This is a genomic window from Mesorhizobium sp. WSM4813, assembly GCF_055811555.1.
Map to the genome: position 1 here is coordinate 1 of NZ_JBVVQU010000001.1, position 16,961 is coordinate 16,961.

A 16,961-nucleotide genomic window follows, 5' to 3' on the forward strand; every position below is an offset into this window, starting at 1 on the left:
GGCGTTGCCGTCATCCGCGTCGGCGGTGCGACCGAGATCGAAGTCAAGGAAAAGAAGGACCGCGTCGATGACGCCCTTAACGCGACCCGCGCGGCCGTCGAAGAAGGCATCGTTCCCGGCGGCGGCGTCGCACTTCTGCGCGCTTCGCTGGCCATCACCGTCAGCGGCGCCAACTCCGACCAGACCGCTGGCATCGCCATCGTGCGTCGCGCGCTGCAGGCTCCGGCTCGCCAGATCGCGGCCAACGCCGGTGCGGAAGCATCGATCGTTGCCGGCAAGATCCTCGAGAACACGGGCCCGACCTTCGGCTTCAATGCCCAGACCGGCGAATATGGCGACATGATCGCCATGGGTATCGTCGATCCGGTCAAGGTCGTGCGCACAGCTCTCCAGGATGCGGCCTCGGTCGCCGGCCTGCTGGTCACCACCGAAGCCATGATCGCGGAGGCTCCGAAGAAGGAGTCGGCTGGCGGCGGTATGCCTGCCGGCATGCCCGGCGGCGGCATGGGTGGCATGGGCGGTATGGGCGGTATGGATTTTTAAGGTCCACGCACCTCAACAATCTCGATGGGCGGCAGCGATGCCGCCCTTTTCTCTGACGCGGAGCCAAGCCGGATGCCACATCCACAAGGCTACATACGGCGGCACTTTCACGGCGGACACCAATGACTGACTTCATTCTGTTCGCCATTGTCGGCTTCCTCGCCCAGGCGGTTGACGGCGCGTTAGGCATGGCCTATGGCGCGATCTCCTCCACCGTGCTGCTCTCCTTCGGTGTTCCGCCGGCGCAGGCTTCCGCCGCGGTACACGCGGCGGAAGTGTTCACCACGGCCGCTTCCGGCACGGCGCACCACTACCACCGCAATATCGACTGGAAGCTGTTCTGGCGGCTTGCTCCTTTCGGCATTCTCGGCGGCTGCCTCGGCGCCTTCGTGCTGACCTCGTTCGACGGCGACATGGTGAAGCCCTACGTCACGACCTATCTCGCTGTGATCGGGCTCTGGCTGTTCTTCCGGTCGTTCCGCAAGATCCCCAGCAATCCGGTTCCTACCCGTCTTGTGGCGCCGCTGGGCACTGTCGGCGGCTTCCTCGACGCTGCAGGTGGCGGCGGATGGGGCCCCATGGTCGTGACCGGATTGCTCGGCGCCGGCGCGCCGCCCCGCTACGTGATCGGCACTGTCAATGCGGCCGAGTTCCTGATCACGCTAGCGGTGTCCGTCACCTTCATCGTCGCGCTCGTCAGTGGGCACTGGCAGGAAGCGGGGGCGCTGTCGACACATGCAAGCTCGGTGCTGGGGCTGATCGTGGGCGGCATAGTCGCCGCTCCGCTTGCCGGATGGGTGCTCAAGGCGATTGCCGAGCGGACGCTTTTGCGGCTCGTCGGCTGCCTGATCATGCTGCTCGCTTTGTTCCAGACGGCCCAACAACTGGGATTCGTCTGACCTGAGCAAGCGGACTACCCTTCTAAGCCTTCGCTTTGCTTCCGGACATCATGATCGGCGGAACCGAAGTGAATCACGGACTGGAGGCGACTTGCCACCCTGGAAAACCTAACCTGCGCCACGAACAGCGTGTGGCACGCCAGTGATCAACGCGTTTCCCATTCCCGCCTCGCCCGGCCCATCGGTCCCTGCTCGATGCAGTGACTGATGACGGCGGCGACCAAATAAAGCGCTGAGACAATACCTCTTCGGGGCGACATTTATGGCCTGCCGCGGGAAGCTGCCGCCTCTGCGTGCAGGGGCAGCGATTACTCCGGCGAATGAGACTCTCTTTCATCGCGCAAGGTCCAAAGCTGCTGGTACGGTTTCATCGCCTAAGCATGGCCGAAATGCCATGCCGCATAAAGGGAACATGTTGGGCAAACCGAAGCCCCACATGTCTTGCAAGCCGTGCCGCCGGGTGCTCGCTTGAGTAGAGTCCGACGACAATGTTCGTGCCATGGAAGAGCGGCGCCGCTGACAGGCGAAGCCACCTTTCGTATCCGTGCAGCATGTTGGGATCGGCAATCTCGCGACCGTCGCGACATGCTGCTAGGATTCCGTAGGCGAGTTGCTTCTGGCTGCTGATACCGATGTTGAAACCATGCGCAGTTACCGGGTGCATGCCGATGGCAGCGTCGCCGATGAGTGCGGCGCTGGGAGCTCGGAATTTGTGCGCCCAAGTCGTGACCAGCGGATAGGCATGGCGCTTGCTTACCAAGGTCATTTTTCCAAGGCGCCCTCGACACCGGTTCGTCAATTCCCTCAGAAACAAATGGTCGCTGAAGGCAAGCAGTCTATCGGCCTCGTTTGAGCGCAGGGTGAGCAGCAGCGACGACACGCCCTCCGCCAAGGGCAACATCGCTATCGTCTGATGGTGATCGAACCATTCGATTGCCACCTGGTGGTGGGCGCGCTCATGCCGTACCCGGCATATTAGCATGGAGTAGCCAAGCCGATTGATATCGGCGCCTATGCCGAGCAGATCACGAGTGGCCGACAGACGTGAATCGGCGGCAACCACAAGGCTAGCGTTCAACTGCACGCCATCAGACAGCGTTACGACTGCTCCTGTCTGGCTGGTTGTTGCATCTACGACCGAGTGGCCGCACAGCAGCCGCGCGTGATTCTGCAAGTGGATGGTCTTGAACAGCGCGTCGCGAATTCGGCAATTTGGGACCAAAACTCCGAGGGGTTCGCCAGACCCGCTGGGAGGATCGAAACGCAGAGCGAAAGGGCTCGAACCGTTGAGCACGCGGGCGCCGTGAAGCGGTGATTTGTCCGAAGCGGGGATGGCATCCCAGGCGCCGATCTCGCGAAGGATTCTGATCGAGGCGTGGGTCAGCGCGATTTCCCGACCGTCAAAAGGCGGATTGGCGAGAGTATCGATTGAGTTCTGTTCGACAACTGCGACCTTGAGTTGGCTTTGAGCGAGTGATGCGGCGAAGGAAAGGCCGACCGGCCCGGCTCCGACAACAACGATATCGAATCTGTCATCAGCGCCGCCCATCAGCGTGCCATCGCGGCGGCTATCCTCGTGAGACGCTGGTTGAGTTCAGCCTCCTGTCGTGCGCTGCGTTCCAATGCCCGCCGTATCGCCTCAAGGCGCAGGGCGGGAAAATCCGCATGTATCAGCAACGAAGCAGGAAAACGCCTCAAACTCGTACGCGGGTGATCGGACCAGCGCTCGCGTCCGCGCAGCCAAGCACATACCCAGCTAGCAAGCGAGATTGTCACGTCGGCAGTTTTTGACCGACGCGGCGCCCTTATTCCCCTGTATGCAGGGTCGGTTCCAATCAGGTCGTGGAACTCGTCAACCAGAGCACGGACCGGTGGACCGCCCGCCGGACGAATGAGAATATCTGAGGCTTCTGATGACTGCATCTTGTCGGCATTCATTGGTTGAGAAGTGGCCTCCCATACGGCGCTGAATTCAGCTTTCCAGCAGCCACACTTGCATCGAGCCTTTCGCCCGATTGTTCCAGAGATAATATGGCAGAGCGGTTAGCCGGCAGCCCGAAACGATCGGGGGCGCATTCCTGTACAGGCTGTCTCCCCACCCTTGGTCTTCGATACGCTCTGCGGAGGCGGTCAGCGTGACCACGCCATCGAAGAGATCGCCCCGTTCCACCGTTTCGATCCTGGCGTCTCGCGGCAGTTTGAGCTGCTGCACCGCCCCCCCGGGATTGTCGACCTCTTCAACGCAATAAACCAACGGCCCGCGCTTGAGCGCCACCCGGCCGATGTCCTGCTTGACCGAGGGATGAGCATAGATGCGCTTGGGAGAAATCGGTAGCTCGAGGGCGATGATGTCTCCGGCATTCCATAGCCGCGAGATCGCAAGATAGCCATTTCTGGTGCATGCCGTCACGTCGACTGCACATCCCCCGACCGAAGCTTCGGCTTCATGAGCCCAACCGGGAATGCGGAGGTTGATAGTGAACTCGGCCGGTGCGTCAGGGCTGACCTCGATCCTGATCGAGCCGAAAAATGGATAGGCGCTGGTTTCCCGCAGGAACACATTGCCCGTAGCGAGTTGGATGTTCGTCGAAACGCCGCCGTAGAGATGGAAGGCGATTGCGTTTTCACTGGCCGAGACGAAATAGCCTCCGATCGAAGCAATCAGGCGAGACGAATTCATCGTGCAGCATGGGCATGAGTGCCAGGCCCATCTGCTGCGTCGCCCATCGCTCTCGAGCGGATTGGAGTAGAAATAGCGCTCGCCATCGCGCGAAAGGCCGGTCAGCGCGCCGTTGAACAACGCCTGTTCCAGAACGTCGGCGTATCGGCCGTCGAGTTCGAGATGCAGCATGCGATGTGCCCAGAAGATCAGGCCTACCGAGGCGCAGGTCTCCGCATACGCCGTATCGTTCGGCAGGTCGTGATCCTCAGTAAAGCCTTCATTCGCGGCAGCCGGACCCAAGCCGGACGTGATGTAGATTTTCGAGGAGATGACGTCGGCCCAGAGCACCTCGCATGCTTTCTTGAGGCTGTCGTCATTCAGTTCCGCCGCGAGGTCGGCCATGGCAGAAAGCATGTACATCGCTCGGACCGCATGTCCGACCACCTTAGTTTGCTCGCGCACCGGCCTGTGCGACTGGTTGTACTCATATCTTTTCGCCCTGAAATCCCTGGGGTTCTCCCCGCGCGCGACCGCTTCCTGATCGAAGTAGTGCGGCTGACGCCCGCGCTCATTCATGAAATAGGCCGCGAGGTCGAGATGCATTCTGTCTCCAGTCAAGCGATAGAGCTTAACGAGGGCCAGCTCGATTTCCTGATGGCCGCAATAGCCGCGCTTCTGGCCGGGGTTCGGGCCGAATGTCTTGCGCACATGGTCAACATACCGCTCAAGGATGTCCAGGAGCCGGCGCCGGCCCGTCGCGAGGAAGTAGGCGATACCGCCCTCGAGCAGATGTCCAAGATTGTAGAGTTCGTGATTGTCGCGCAGGTTGGTCCAGCGCTTGTCGGGCTCGCGCTGCAGGTACCAGCAGTTCAGATAACCGTCGGGAGCCTGCGCCTTTTCGAGATCATCGACAATGTTTTCGATCCATGCCTCGATGTCGGGATCACGCCTGTGTGACAGCGCGTAGGATGCTGCTTCTATCCACTTACCGGCGTCGGAGTCCCAGAACACCTGCCCGAAATCGTGCTCGTTGCCTGGGACGCTCAGTGGCAGCGACTGGTTCGGCAGTGTGAGGGACAGCAATACACCTTGCTTGCCAAGCTGGACGTGCTGGCTGGGGATGGTCCGTGTCAGCACCGTCTCCAGCCGCTCGCGCCAGAATTGCCCCTCCAGCGCGACATCAACGAACCGAACTGGCTTGAACTCGCTCATTCGAACGCATCGGCTCCTGCAATGACGTGCGCCGGCCTGCTAACGGCTTCGACAATGCCGGCGCCCCCGGCGAACACGGCCAGCACCTGATGCCGCTCAGCTTCCGTCCGGCTAGACATGCGTTCTCCCCTTGAAAAGACTCCTCCATTGAATCAGGGCGATGAGGAGACAGCACTGATCTGGGTCAGCCAGACACGACAAACCCGTGCCGCCGGTCTATTCGCTCCGTTGCACTTGGAACAGGTACATCGCCAGCGTTCTCCGGCCGTGCGAGGTACTTCGTGGCATCAGCTTGCATGGCGGAATGGGCGACGCAGGCCCTTGAGCGTCGGAATCAGCGTTCCGGCCTCTCGTCCCGGTCAATGAGGATACGCTCGGCGGCTCCGTCGAGATCCTCGTATTGACCACTCCTCAAGGCCCACAGGAAGCCAGACAGTCCAAGCCCGCCCAACAACAGAGCCACCGGTATGAGATAGACCAGGATTGTCATGAGGTTTGCGTCAATGTGCCGGTGTGGGAGCGGCTATCAGGCGGAGCAAGTTCTCCTTGGCACGTCTGGCACAAAACCTTGCAGCCTCGACGCATTGCCAATGACAAGCAGTGATGAGGCCGACATCGCGATTGCCGCAATCAATGGTGTTACCTGCCCCAAAATGGCGATCGGGACGGCAATGGCGTTGTAGACAATCGCGATGGCGATGTTTTGCCGGATCAGTCGTCCGGCCTTTCGCGAAACGTCGAGGGCAAGGGAGACGGCCGAAAGGCTTTCGTGCAGGAAAACGAAATCCGCAGCTTTGCGGCCGACATCGGCCGCCGTGGCTGGAACGATCGAGACATGTGCCGCGCCCAGCGCAGGGGTGTCGTTGAGGCCGTCGCCAACCATGAGCACCTTATGGCCGTCCTTCGCCAGGTTTTCAATATACTTGACCTTGCCCGAAGGAAGCAGCGCCGGAACAAAGTGATGTATCCCCAACGTCGTCGCGATCTCGCCGCATGCAGTCCCGGTATCGCCCGACAGCATTTTCACGGAAACTCGGGCGTTGTTCAATTGCTCGATTGCCGCCCTCGCGTCCGGACGCAGCGCGTCCCTGAAGACAAAGGACGCCACGATGATCCCGTCTTTGGTCAGAACCGTTCCGCCGTATCTGCTTTCGCCACCGGTTCGAGCCTTCCATGCAGCCCAACCACGCCGCCCCAGTCGCCAGGTGCTCCCCCTCGCGGTGGCTTCGATGCCGAATCCGGGGTGTTCGCTGACAGCCTTGAGCTTTGGCTGACCGGCGAAACCGGCAGACCTGGCAATGGCCTTCGAAAGCGGGTGACGGGAGTGCGCGGCCATATCGGCTGCGACTGCCAGGAGAGTCGGATCGATGGAAGACGCGTTGACGAGTCGGGGCTCACCGAGCGTAAGCGTGCCGGTCTTGTCGAACACCGCCGTATCGATCGCCGCCAGGCGCTCCATCGCCGAACCGTCCTTGACCATCACGCCATTTTCGAACAGGCGGCGCGCGGCGACCACCTGCACGATCGGCACGGCGAGGCCGAGCGCACAGGGACACGTGATGATAAGGACGGCGATGGCGATCGTCATTGCCCGGTGCCAGTCGCCGGTGGCCACCATCCAGCCGAGGAAAGTCACCAAGGCGGTCAGATGGACCACCGGAGCATAGAGCGCTGAAACGCGGTCGGCGATCCTGCGATAATGCGCGCGACCGCCCTCGGCGGCTTCCATCAGCCGGACCATTTCGGCCAGGAAGGAATCCTTTGCGGCGGCTGTCGCCTCGATGGTCAGCGGGCCTGTGAGATTGAGCGTGCCGGCCTGCACGGTTTCCCCTGACGCCACGGTTCTGGGTGTGCTCTCACCGGAAACCAGTGAACAGTCGAGATCGGAAGAGCCTCGAATAACCTTGCCATCGACGGGAATCCTTTCGCCGGCGGTGATCAGCAGCTGCAAGCCGGGTTTGATCTCCTCAACCGGCAGGTAATCGCGCGAACCATCCTCGCGAAGCACCATGGCGCCCCGCGCCGCCAGCCGTGACAGGCCGTTCACCGCGGTCCGGGCACGCTCGCGCATCACGTGATCAAGCGTGCGGCCGATCAGCAGGAAGAACAGCAGCGATACCGATGCATCGAAGTAAGCGTGGTCGCTATGGTTGATGGTTTCGTAAAGGCTCATCGCATAGGCGAGCGAGACACCAACCGCAATCGGCACATCCATGTTCATGCGGCCGTGACGCAATGCGTTCCATGCGGAGCGGAAGTAGATGCCACCAGCGAAGGCGAGCGCGGGGATGGCGATCAGTGCCGAGACCCAGTGGAACAGGTCGCGGGTCGCACCTTCAGCGCCGGACCAGACCGACATTGAAAGCAGCATGATGTTGCCCGCTGCAAAGCCGGCAACCCCCACGGCCCGGATCAGCTCCGATAGCGTCTTGTCCTTCTCCCCTGCCTCGGGCGCGAACAAATGCGCTTCGTATCCCAGCCGTCCAAGCGCGGCGACAAACGGTGGAACCTCATTTCCGCGCCACCGGATCGCAACCCGTTTCGTCGACAGGTTGACACGTACACCCTCGACGCGATCGAGTTTTCCAAGCGCCCTCTCGATACTCTGCATGCAGGCTGCGCAATGCACCGTCGGGACCGAGAGATCGGTTTGGTGCAGATCGCCGCCAAGCGAGCGGCTCGCCAGCCTGACCTCCTGGTTTGATGGCAGGACGGATATGCTGCTTTCCAGATCCAGCGCTGTTTCGGCGCCCGGTGCACAACAGCTCATTGTAGCGCTCCATGGGAAATTATAATTCGACGGACGTCGCGATAGGGTTCTGCGAGACCAGCATCGGCGTCGACTTGGACAATCCAGACGCCGTCCCTTGGCGTATGCTGGGCGGAAAATTCCTGGCTCGCGGCGAGCGAAAGCATGACGGCTTTGTCCTCGGCCTCGTAGGCGGGATGACGGAACAGGAGCCTGACGCCGTGCAACTGGACCGCTTTGCCGGCGGCATCGCTGAGGCCGTAGCGGACCTCGCCCCGTGCGATGGTCAGTTTGCCGGTCCAGCCGAGTGCGGCCTGCGCGCGCCCTTGCTCGGCTATCCGGTTGAACTGCTGGCTCGCGACATAAGTATTTTCGACGACAAGGCCGGTCCAGCTCGTGCTGGCGAGTGTTGCCATGGTCAGGTTCACACCAACGATCACGCCGAAAAAGCTAAGGATGATACGCAACATATGCCTGCCGGTGAATTTGCGGGGCCTTCGTGCATTGACGCTCATCTAACGATCTCCGGTGCGTTGAACGTGGCCGTGTATTCGTCCGACTCGAAGCTCGCCTTGTCCTCGACCCGGAACTTGAACGTCTGCGCTTGGGCATTGATCTGTTCCGCCGGCTGGCGGACGAAAACCTTCAACGTCTTCAGCCGGTCCGGTTCGACCGGAACGGAGAGGGAGCGATCCGCAGGCATGTCGATCCCGACGACGCTCATCTCGGCATTCGCCAGGCCCTGCATGGTGACGACAATCGTTCTTGGCTCTGGGATCATATTGAGCAGCTTGACGGTGTAACCATTGCGGATCGAACCATCGGATAGCGTGACGAACTGCGGATTGCGGTCGTGCAGAACGTTGACCTCGAGCCGATCGCGCGTCAGCAGCGAGTAGAGCAAGGCGAGACCGACCGCCGACCACGCACTCATGTAGACGAAGGTGCGCGGTCGAAAGATCTTGCGGACATGGAAATGGGCTAACCTGTCGGAGAAAGCGCTGCCGTCTGTCCGCACCAGCGACGGATTCACCGAGCAAGCGCCCCCTGCGGTCGCCGCCGCCATGTTGGCGTTGTAATCGGACAGCGTCGCATACGAGATTAGCCCACGGTCCTTGCCGAGTTTGTTCATTACGCCGTCACAGGCGTCGATGCAGAGCGCGCAGGTGATGCATTCGAGCTGCTGGCCGTCGCGGATGTCGATCCCCATCGGACAGACCGCGACACATGCATTGCAATCAACGCAGTCTCCAACCGGCTGCCCTGCGGCAAGAGCATTCTTGGCATGGCGCGAACGGGGTTCCCCGCGCCAGTCATTGTATGTCACAGTGAGCGAATTCTCGTCGAGCATGGCCGCCTGGATGCGCGGCCACGGGCACATGTAGGTGCAGACCTGCTCGCGCATCAGTCCACCGAATGTGTAGGTGGTTGCCGTCAGCACGCCGATGGTGATGTAGGCGAGTGGCGCAGCGGTGCCAGCGAAGAGCTCGCCAATCAGACATGGCGCATCGGCGAAATAGAAGATCCAGGCGCCGCCGGTCGTTGCCGCTATGGCCAGCCAGATGGCGTGTCTCGATACACGCAGCACAAGCTTGCGCGCAGTCCAGGATCCCGCGTCGAGCTTTATGCGAGCATTGCGATCTCCCTCGATCGCACGCTCTACAGCTAGAAACAGATCGACCCATACAGTTTGCGGGCACGCATAGCCACACCACGCTCGGCCCACCGTGGAAGTGACCAGGAAAAGGCCGATGCCGGCCATAACGAGAAGGCCGGCCACATAGTAGAATTCCTGCGGCCAAATCTCGATGAAGAAGAAATAGAAGCGGCGGTTGGTAAGATCGATCAGCACGGCCTGGTCCGGTGCAAACGGACCTCGGTCCCAGCGCAGCCAGGGCGTCAGATAGTAGATCGCCAGCGTGATCGCCATCACCAGCCATTTGAAGCGACGGAAATTACCCGAGATTCGCTTCGGGAAAACCTTCTTGCGCGGGGCATAAAGCGGCTCACGGGTGTTGGGGGAGTCGATCGCTTCTGCTCCGGGCGGTTCTGTCTGCGTTTTATCACGCACGTAGCATCTCCAGTCCCGCTGCCGCCCGTCGAACAGCCTCACCGTAGGCGGTCCGCCCCGTGTTGATGCAGGTCGAAGCCGGAATGGTGTCGAGGCCCGGCTCGCGCCGGGCCTCGTCGCTTGGCAGGGGGAGGGCCGAGAATAGGCTTCCGTTCCTATTCTCCGCCGCCAAGCGAATGGACATAAACCGCAAGTTCCTTGACCTTGACCTCGCCGAGACGCCCAACCCAGGCCGGCATGACGCCTTGCTTTGGCGCGCGAACCTGCGCGGCAATAGCCGTCTCGCCCGCCCCGTAGAGCCAGATCGCGTCGGTCAGGTCGGGTGCGCCAAGCTCCGTGTTTCCCTTTGCCTTATCGCCATGACAGGCGGCACAATTCTCGGCGAAAACATTGGCGCCGGGTATGACCAATGCTTGATCGCCAACAGCGCCGGAGAGACTCGAGACATAAGCGCTGACCTGTCTAATCTGCTCGGGCGTAATGATGTCACCAAAGGCCGGCATTTCCGAAAGGCGCGTGTCGGGGTCGGAGGCAAAGCGGATGCCGTGCGCGATTGTCTGCTGGATCTGCTCGGCCTTGCCACCCCACAGCCAGTCGTCATCATTCAGGTTGGGAAAGCCCTTCGAACCCTGGGCGCCGGAGCCATGACACTGAACGCAATTGACCTTGAACGCGGCGCCACCGGCCGCGATAGCGAATCCGCGCAACACATCGTCGGCAGCAATCTCGGAGACGGTCTTCGCCTGAAGGGCGGCAACATACTTGCCCTTGGCGACCTCGGCCGCTGCCAGCTCATTCTTGACATCGTTGCGGCTGGAATAGGCGAGCACGCCTCGGGTGGCGGAGCTCAGCATAGGCCATGCTGGATAAGCGATAGTGTAGGCGATCGCCCAGACGATGGTGACGTAGAAGGTGATCACCCACCAGCGCGGGAGCGGATTGTTGAACTCCTTGATCCCGTCCCATTCATGGCCGGTGGTCGAGACGCCGGAGACTTCGTCAATGTGCTCACCGCTCATGATCAGTCGTCCTTGAGAGGGATTTGACCAGCTTCGTCGGCTCGGGTCCTGCTGCCGGGACGGAGCGCAAAGGTGATGCATCCGACGAAGAACAGCACCATAACGAGGAGGCCCCAAGTGTCGGCAAACGCCCGCATGAAGTTGTAGGTCATCACCATTTTCCTCAGCGGTAACCGGCGGCTTCGTCGTAGTTTTTGAAATCGACCAGAGTGCCAAGCATCTGGAGGTAAGCGACCAGCGCGTCCATCTCGGTGACCTGTTGCGGATTGCCATCGAAGTCACCGAGCTTGGCCTTCGGATACCGCGCTTCAAGACCGGACGTGTCGACGTTGGGATCGGCCTGCGCCATGAGATCGGCATTCGCGCTCGCGATCATGTCGTCGGAGTAGGGCACGCCCACACGGCTGTTCGCGATCAGGTGCGTCGAGAAGTCCTTCACCTCGATCCGCGTCTCCCTCAGGAACGCGTAGCTCGGCATAATCGATTCCGGCACCACGGAGCGCGGGTCGGTAAGATGCTGGACGTGCCATCCATTCGAATAACGGTCGCCCACCCGCGCGAGATCCGGTCCTGTGCGCTTCGATCCCCACTGGAACGGGTGGTCGTACATCGACTCGGCCGCCAGGCTGTAATGCCCATAGCGCTCGACCTCGTCGCGGAACGGCCTGATCATCTGACTATGGCAGAGGTAGCAGCCCTCGCGCACATAGATGTTGCGGCCGGCGAGTTCGAGCGGCGAATAGGGCCGCATGCCTTCGACCTTCTCGATCGTATTGTCGAGATAGAAGAGCGGCGCGATCTCGACGATGCCGCCGATCGTCACCACCAGAAGGGAGCCGACGAGAAGCAGCGTGGCGTTCTTCTCGATGGCGGCATGTTTGTCCATCAAGCCCATTTGCTGGCTCCTGATCGCGCAGGTCGGACGGCGGCGGTGGGACGCGGCATCGGTTTCTCCTCGCGCTGGTAACCGAGGATTGTCATGGCGACGTTCCATGCCATGATAAGGGCGCCGGACAGGTACATCGCGCCGCCGATGGCACGCATGATGTAGAACGGATGCATGGCGGCGACAGTTTCGGCGAACGAGAAAACCAGAAAGCCCTGCTCGTCGTATTCGCGCCACATCAGGCCCTGCATGACGCCGGAGACCCACATCACCGCGGCGTAGACGACGATCCCCAGCGTTGCCAACCAGAAGTGCCAGTTCACTAGTCGCAGCGAATAGAGCCGCTCGCGGTTCCACAACTTCGGCACCATGAAATAGACCGCGCCGAACGAGATCATGCCGACCCAACCGAGTGCGCCCGAATGGACGTGACCGATGGTCCAGTCGGTGTAGTGCGACAGCGAATTGACGGCCCTGATTGACATCATCGGGCCTTCGAAGGTCGACATGCCATAGAAGGCTATGGCCATGACCATCATGCGGATGATCGGGTCCGTCCGCAGCTTGTCCCAGGCGCCGGACAGCGTCATCAGGCCGTTGATCATGCCGCCCCAGGAGGGCATCCAAAGCATGATCGAGAACGCCATGCCGAGCGTCTGGGCCCAGTCCGGCAGGGCGGTGTAGTGGAGGTGGTGCGGGCCGGCCCAGATGTAGAGAAAGATCAAAGCCCAGAAGTGGATGATCGACAGCCGGTAGGAATAGACTGGCCGGTTCGCCTGCTTCGGCACGAAATAGTACATCATGCCAAGGAAGCCGGCGGTGAGAAAGAAGCCCACGGCATTGTGGCCGTACCACCACTGCGTCAAGGCGTCCTGGACGCCGGAGAAGGCTGAATAGCTTTTTGAACCCACGAACGAGACTGGCATCGACAGGTTGTTGATCACATGCAGCATCGCGATGGTCACGATGAAGGACAGGTAGAACCAGTTGGCGACGTAGATGTGCGGTTCCTTGCGCTTCAGGATGGTGCCGAGGAACAGGACGAGGTAGGCGACCCAGACGATGGTCAGCCAAAGATCCACGTACCATTCGGGCTCGGCGTATTCGCGGCTTTCGGTGATGCCGAGCAGGTAGCCCGTCGCAGCCATGACGATGAACAGCTGATAGCCCCAGAACACGAACCAGGCGAGATTGCCGCCGAACAGCCGGGCGCGGCAGGTGCGCTGTACGACATAAAGGGACGTGCAAAGCAGCGCATTGCCGCCGAAGGCAAAAACCACGCCGGATGTATGCAACGGCCGCAAGCGGCCAAAGTTGAACCAGGGCTCGACGCTGAGATCGGGATAGGCAAGCTGCAGCGCGATGACCACACCAACCAGCATGCCTACGACGCCCCAAAACACCGTCGCGACGGCCCCGTAACGGATTGGACCGTCCATAAAAGCGGCGGGGTCTATCGGAACTGCAGGCTTGAACTCCGTATTGCGCAACAGGATCGCGGTGAAACCAGCTACGGCGAAGAACAACACCCACATATGCTGGCGGAAAGGTTCATCTACCCCGAAACCGGCAGCCACCAGGGCCGCAAAAGCAAACAGGCTTAGAAGCACGATCTCTGTGCCGAATTTCATCGCAAATCCCGATCTCGAATCCGGCGGACGCCAAATCCGCTGTGCATCAATTGCGCAGCCGCCGCCTGCTCGCCCTGATCCATGTCAGGGCCGCCCGTTTTGTTTCGGGCAGCATCGAGTTCGGCGCAATCAGATGGTGGCGAATGAAGAGGGAACGCAGCGCGGGCTTGCCCGCTCATGGACAAGTGGGGTGGGCTCGGAGCCGGGGCGGGCGTGGAGACGGGCGACACAATGAGGCGTGCCCATTCGTAAAAGCTGGGGCTCTGCGACGAGCTGAAAAGTACTGTCGTGGCTTGCTAAACCTCGCTCGCTTCGAATGGCTCGGGACGGCCAACGCAATCGTTGAGTTGCTTCGTGACGTTCACAGGTTCGAGGAGGGGCAATGTTGCCTCCACCAGCCGATTGCGCGTCGGCCACCTCGGGGATCAATGCTTCGCCGGCGAGCTGTCCGAAACACTCCTGGCGATTGTCAGGTGATCCGAGAGCGAGCGCGGAAGCTATCGGGTTCATGCTGCCGCGGCATCACGAAGGTTGGCGACACATTGCATTCGAACGGGCGTGTCCCTGCCACTAATCGGAGTTGGCGACGCAGACCCCGCAGCTTGGGCCTATCTAAACTGCCGCGCCATTCGGCTGCCGCAACGCTGCTCCAGCCGGCTCATGCTGTCCACGATCACGCGGCGTTTGTTCTCGATCCGGATCACGCCGTCAGCTCGCAATCGCGTCAGCTGGCGGCTCACGGTCTCGTTCGTAAGTCCAAGGAAATCGGAGATGTCGGCACGAGTCAGCGGCAGATCGAACGACGCTGACCTGGCGGCCGGGTCAACACTGGAATCGATATTCCGGGCGATCATGACGAGAAAACTCGCCACCTTTTCCGATGCCGTCTTGCGCCCCAGCGTCACCATCCATTCGCGTGCTGCGTCGAGTTCGTCCAGCGTCTGCCTGAGCAGGCGATGCTCGAGTTCCGGTGATTCCTTCATCATCCGTTCCACGGCTGCCTTCGGAAACGAGCACAGCGTGACAGCTGTTGCCGCTTCCGCACTGATCTCGCTTTCCACCTTGAAGGGGCGTCCCAGAAAATCCGGCGCAAACCGGAGAGCTACGATCTGCTGGCGCCCGTCCGAGAGGCTCTTTGTTAGCTTCACCACGCCTGAAAGCACATTCGAATAGCTGTCGACGGCCTCGGCATCGCCGATCAGTTCGACTCCCGGCTCGATCTTGTGCCGCGACGAAGTCTTGGCGAGCCCAACCAAACGGTCTGGATCGAGCGCACCGCAGACACCACGACGCCTTGCCTCGCAAGAGAGGCAAAGAACGGGAACGCCGGAACTGTGAATGTCTTGCCGTAATGTCATGCCGTTGCTCTACCCCTCTCCCAAGCGCCGACAGGGTAGCAATCTGAGGTAGAAAAATCCTTGCGGCAGTTTGTCCGAGTTGCTGACCGAAATCAGGGCTTTGGCTTGCCAACAAGCCCAGAATTCCAGCGATGCAAACATGGTGGACCACGACATGCAGTCCGAATTAGCTGCCCAGGTTGGCGAGAACGTCCCGCGCTATACCAGTTATCCGACTGCACCGCATTTCCACGCGGGCGTCAATCCGGCGGTTTATTGTGGCTGGCTGGAGGCGCTCAAAAGTGGCGGCGAGATCTCGCTCTATCTGCACATCCCCTATTGCGACAGACTCTGCTGGTTCTGTGCGTGTCATACCAAGCAGACGCGCCACTATGAGCCGGTGACGGCCTATCTGCGCTCGCTACACTCGGAGATCGCGACGGTTGGGGGTCTCGTCAGCGGCAAGGGCCATGTCCGCGCAGTCCACTTCGGCGGCGGTTCGCCCACCATGCTGAAGCCCGAGGACATGGTGGCGCTTGGCGCGATTTTGCGGGACAGCTTCGATTTTGTCCCGGATACAAAAATCAGCGTCGAGATCGATCCAAACGACATGGATGAGGCGCGCCTTGATGCGCTAGCCGAAATCGGCATGACCAGGGCGAGTCTCGGCGTCCAGGATTTCGAGCCAAAAGTGCAAAAGGCAATCAACCGCGAGCAAAGCTTTTTGCAAACGAAGGCTGTCGTCGACGGAGTTCGCTCCCGCGGCGTCGGTTCCGTCAATCTGGACCTGCTCTACGGATTGCCGCACCAGAGCAGGGAGAGCGTCTGTTCCACCGTAGCGCAGGCGCTGACCCTGGAACCGGACAGGATGGCGCTGTTCGGCTACGCGCATGTGCCCTGGTTCAAGAAGCATCAGACGATAATCAAAGAGGCGTGGCTGCCTGGCCCCACGGAGCGGTTGGCGCAATCGCAACTCGCTGCGCGAGCGATTGTGGACAAGGGGTTTGAAGCAATAGGGCTCGATCATTTCGCCAAGCCAGGCGATGTCTTGGCGATAGCGGCCCGCGCAGGGGCTTTGCATCGCAATTTTCAGGGCTACACGGAGGATTGCTGCGAGACACTGATCGGGCTTGGCCCTTCGTCCATCGGCCGTTTTCGCCAGGGCTACGTGCAGAACAATATTTCAACCGCCGAGTACGGAAGTATAGTCGCGCATGGCGGGCTGGCGGTTGTCCGCGGTATCGCGCTTTCCGACGACGACCGCGTTCGCGGCTGGATCATCGAGAGGCTAATGTGTGATTTCGCCTTCTCGGCAGTCGATCTGGTGGAACGCTTCGGCAAAGCCGGCCAGAAGCTCCTTCTCGAGTCGAGTACGATGGCTCTCCACGATCCCGTTCGATTGCTTGAACTGGATGGCGACCGTTTCGTCGTGCCGGCTGAAAGTCGCCCATTCGTCCGAAGCATCGCGGCCAGGTTTGACAAATATTTCCAAAGCGGAAGGGCCAGGCACTCGGTTGCAGTTTGAGCCAAAGAGTGCGGTCGCGGTGACGTGCTCCGCTGTTTGCCTCCATTTGGGAGTGAGCCTGTTCACGTGTGATCTTTGACGGATCGGGTTACATATTCAAGCGGAGTTAGCCCATCGAGGCTCGTGTGCGGGCGGTTCACTCATGCCTCGGTTACTCGGAATCTGAGCCTGCCAGACGCCGCGACTTCTCCGGCTTGCTGGACGTCGGCAACCCTTCTTTTCTGGCCTTGGCAAACGCTCGGTCGCCTTCCAGAAACCCCGCCAGCATGAAAGGGATGAGTTCCGCCACCGTTTCAGACTCGCCATAGGTCTGACGATAAAGGGCAGCATACTCCTTGAGTGCTTGGCCCAACTCCGCGCTGACGGTGATGGTAATCTTCGAAGGTGTTCGGTCTGGAAGCTTTCCAAGTTTCAAGTTGGCCATATT

Annotated in this window: 17 protein-coding genes; 3 read left to right on the top strand and 14 right to left on the bottom strand. The window is 60.8% G+C overall.

The window, feature by feature from the left end; translation table 11 throughout:
• Together AC0L25_RS00005 and AC0L25_RS00010 are read left to right on the top strand one after the other, a co-directional pair.
• Positions 1–543: TCP-1/cpn60 chaperonin family protein (locus AC0L25_RS00005; RefSeq protein WP_473593700.1), on the top strand; the 543-nt coding region annotated here is incomplete at its 5' end.
• A 122-nt stretch (positions 544–665) separates the two neighbouring features.
• On the top strand, positions 666–1,442 hold the full coding sequence (locus AC0L25_RS00010) for a sulfite exporter TauE/SafE family protein (RefSeq protein WP_473491863.1): 777 nt from the start codon (positions 666–668) through the stop codon (positions 1,440–1,442).
• A 367-nt stretch (positions 1,443–1,809) separates the two neighbouring features.
• Here the strand turns inward: AC0L25_RS00010 and ubiM are convergent, their stop codons facing one another.
• From ubiM to AC0L25_RS00075, 13 genes are all read right to left on the bottom strand, one after another.
• Positions 1,810–2,991 carry a 5-demethoxyubiquinol-8 5-hydroxylase UbiM gene (ubiM, locus tag AC0L25_RS00015; RefSeq protein WP_473491865.1) on the bottom strand — a complete coding sequence of 394 codons (1,182 nt, stop codon included), beginning with the start codon at positions 2,989–2,991 and terminating at the stop codon, positions 1,810–1,812.
• Positions 2,991–3,380, bottom strand: coding sequence for a globin domain-containing protein (locus AC0L25_RS00020; protein WP_473593701.1), 390 nt, complete (start codon positions 3,378–3,380; stop codon positions 2,991–2,993). The genes ubiM and AC0L25_RS00020 overlap by 1 nt, the downstream gene beginning before the upstream one ends.
• Before the next feature lie 34 nt (positions 3,381–3,414).
• Positions 3,415–5,316 (bottom strand): glycoside hydrolase family 127 protein, encoded by a 1,902-nt coding sequence (locus tag AC0L25_RS00025; RefSeq protein WP_473593702.1) that lies wholly within the window; start codon positions 5,314–5,316, stop codon positions 3,415–3,417.
• Entirely contained in the window at positions 5,313–5,435 is a 123-nt protein-coding gene (locus AC0L25_RS00030; protein WP_280174574.1) for a hypothetical protein, read from the bottom strand. Before AC0L25_RS00030 ends, AC0L25_RS00025 begins: the two co-directional genes overlap by 4 nt.
• Positions 5,436–5,650: 215 nt before the next feature.
• Positions 5,651–5,806 (bottom strand): cbb3-type cytochrome oxidase assembly protein CcoS, encoded by a 156-nt coding sequence (gene ccoS, locus AC0L25_RS00035; protein WP_008871940.1) that lies wholly within the window; start codon positions 5,804–5,806, stop codon positions 5,651–5,653.
• 36 nt (positions 5,807–5,842) lie between these two features.
• A complete protein-coding gene (locus AC0L25_RS00040) occupies positions 5,843–8,086 on the bottom strand; it encodes a cation-translocating P-type ATPase (RefSeq protein ID WP_473491869.1) in 2,244 nt (747 codons plus the stop codon).
• Positions 8,083–8,580 (bottom strand): FixH family protein, encoded by a 498-nt coding sequence (locus AC0L25_RS00045; RefSeq protein ID WP_473491871.1) that lies wholly within the window; start codon positions 8,578–8,580, stop codon positions 8,083–8,085. The genes AC0L25_RS00040 and AC0L25_RS00045 overlap by 4 nt, the downstream gene beginning before the upstream one ends.
• Positions 8,577–10,136, bottom strand: coding sequence for a cytochrome c oxidase accessory protein CcoG (gene ccoG / locus AC0L25_RS00050; RefSeq protein WP_473491873.1), 1,560 nt, complete (start codon positions 10,134–10,136; stop codon positions 8,577–8,579). The genes AC0L25_RS00045 and ccoG overlap by 4 nt, the downstream gene beginning before the upstream one ends.
• Positions 10,137–10,291: 155 nt before the next feature.
• Complete coding sequence (ccoP, locus tag AC0L25_RS00055; protein WP_473491875.1) at positions 10,292–11,155, bottom strand: cytochrome-c oxidase, cbb3-type subunit III; 864 nt, start codon at positions 11,153–11,155, stop codon at positions 10,292–10,294.
• Positions 11,156–11,157: 2 nt separating this feature from the next.
• On the bottom strand, positions 11,158–11,307 hold the full coding sequence (locus tag AC0L25_RS00060; RefSeq protein WP_473491877.1) for a cbb3-type cytochrome c oxidase subunit 3: 150 nt from the start codon (positions 11,305–11,307) through the stop codon (positions 11,158–11,160).
• Positions 11,308–11,318: 11 nt separating this feature from the next.
• Complete coding sequence (gene ccoO, locus AC0L25_RS00065) at positions 11,319–12,050, bottom strand: cytochrome-c oxidase, cbb3-type subunit II (protein ID WP_473491879.1); 732 nt, start codon at positions 12,048–12,050, stop codon at positions 11,319–11,321.
• The gene (gene ccoN / locus AC0L25_RS00070; protein ID WP_473491880.1) at positions 12,041–13,672 is read right to left on the bottom strand and encodes a cytochrome-c oxidase, cbb3-type subunit I; all 1,632 of its coding nucleotides are present in this window, start codon (positions 13,670–13,672) and stop codon (positions 12,041–12,043) included. Before ccoN ends, ccoO begins: the two co-directional genes overlap by 10 nt.
• 608 nt (positions 13,673–14,280) lie before the next feature.
• Positions 14,281–15,030, bottom strand: a complete 750-nt coding sequence (locus AC0L25_RS00075) for a Crp/Fnr family transcriptional regulator (RefSeq protein WP_473491881.1) — start codon at positions 15,028–15,030, stop codon at positions 14,281–14,283.
• A 154-nt stretch (positions 15,031–15,184) separates the two neighbouring features.
• On the opposite strand from AC0L25_RS00075, the gene hemN reads away from it, so the two are divergent.
• Complete coding sequence (gene hemN, locus AC0L25_RS00080; protein ID WP_473593810.1) at positions 15,185–16,534, top strand: oxygen-independent coproporphyrinogen III oxidase; 1,350 nt, start codon at positions 15,185–15,187, stop codon at positions 16,532–16,534.
• 151 nt (positions 16,535–16,685) lie between these two features.
• Here the strand turns inward: hemN and AC0L25_RS00085 are convergent, their stop codons facing one another.
• Positions 16,686–16,958, bottom strand: a complete 273-nt coding sequence (locus AC0L25_RS00085) for a DUF2274 domain-containing protein (RefSeq protein ID WP_473491883.1) — start codon at positions 16,956–16,958, stop codon at positions 16,686–16,688.
• Between the last annotated feature and the right edge of the window lie 3 nt (positions 16,959–16,961).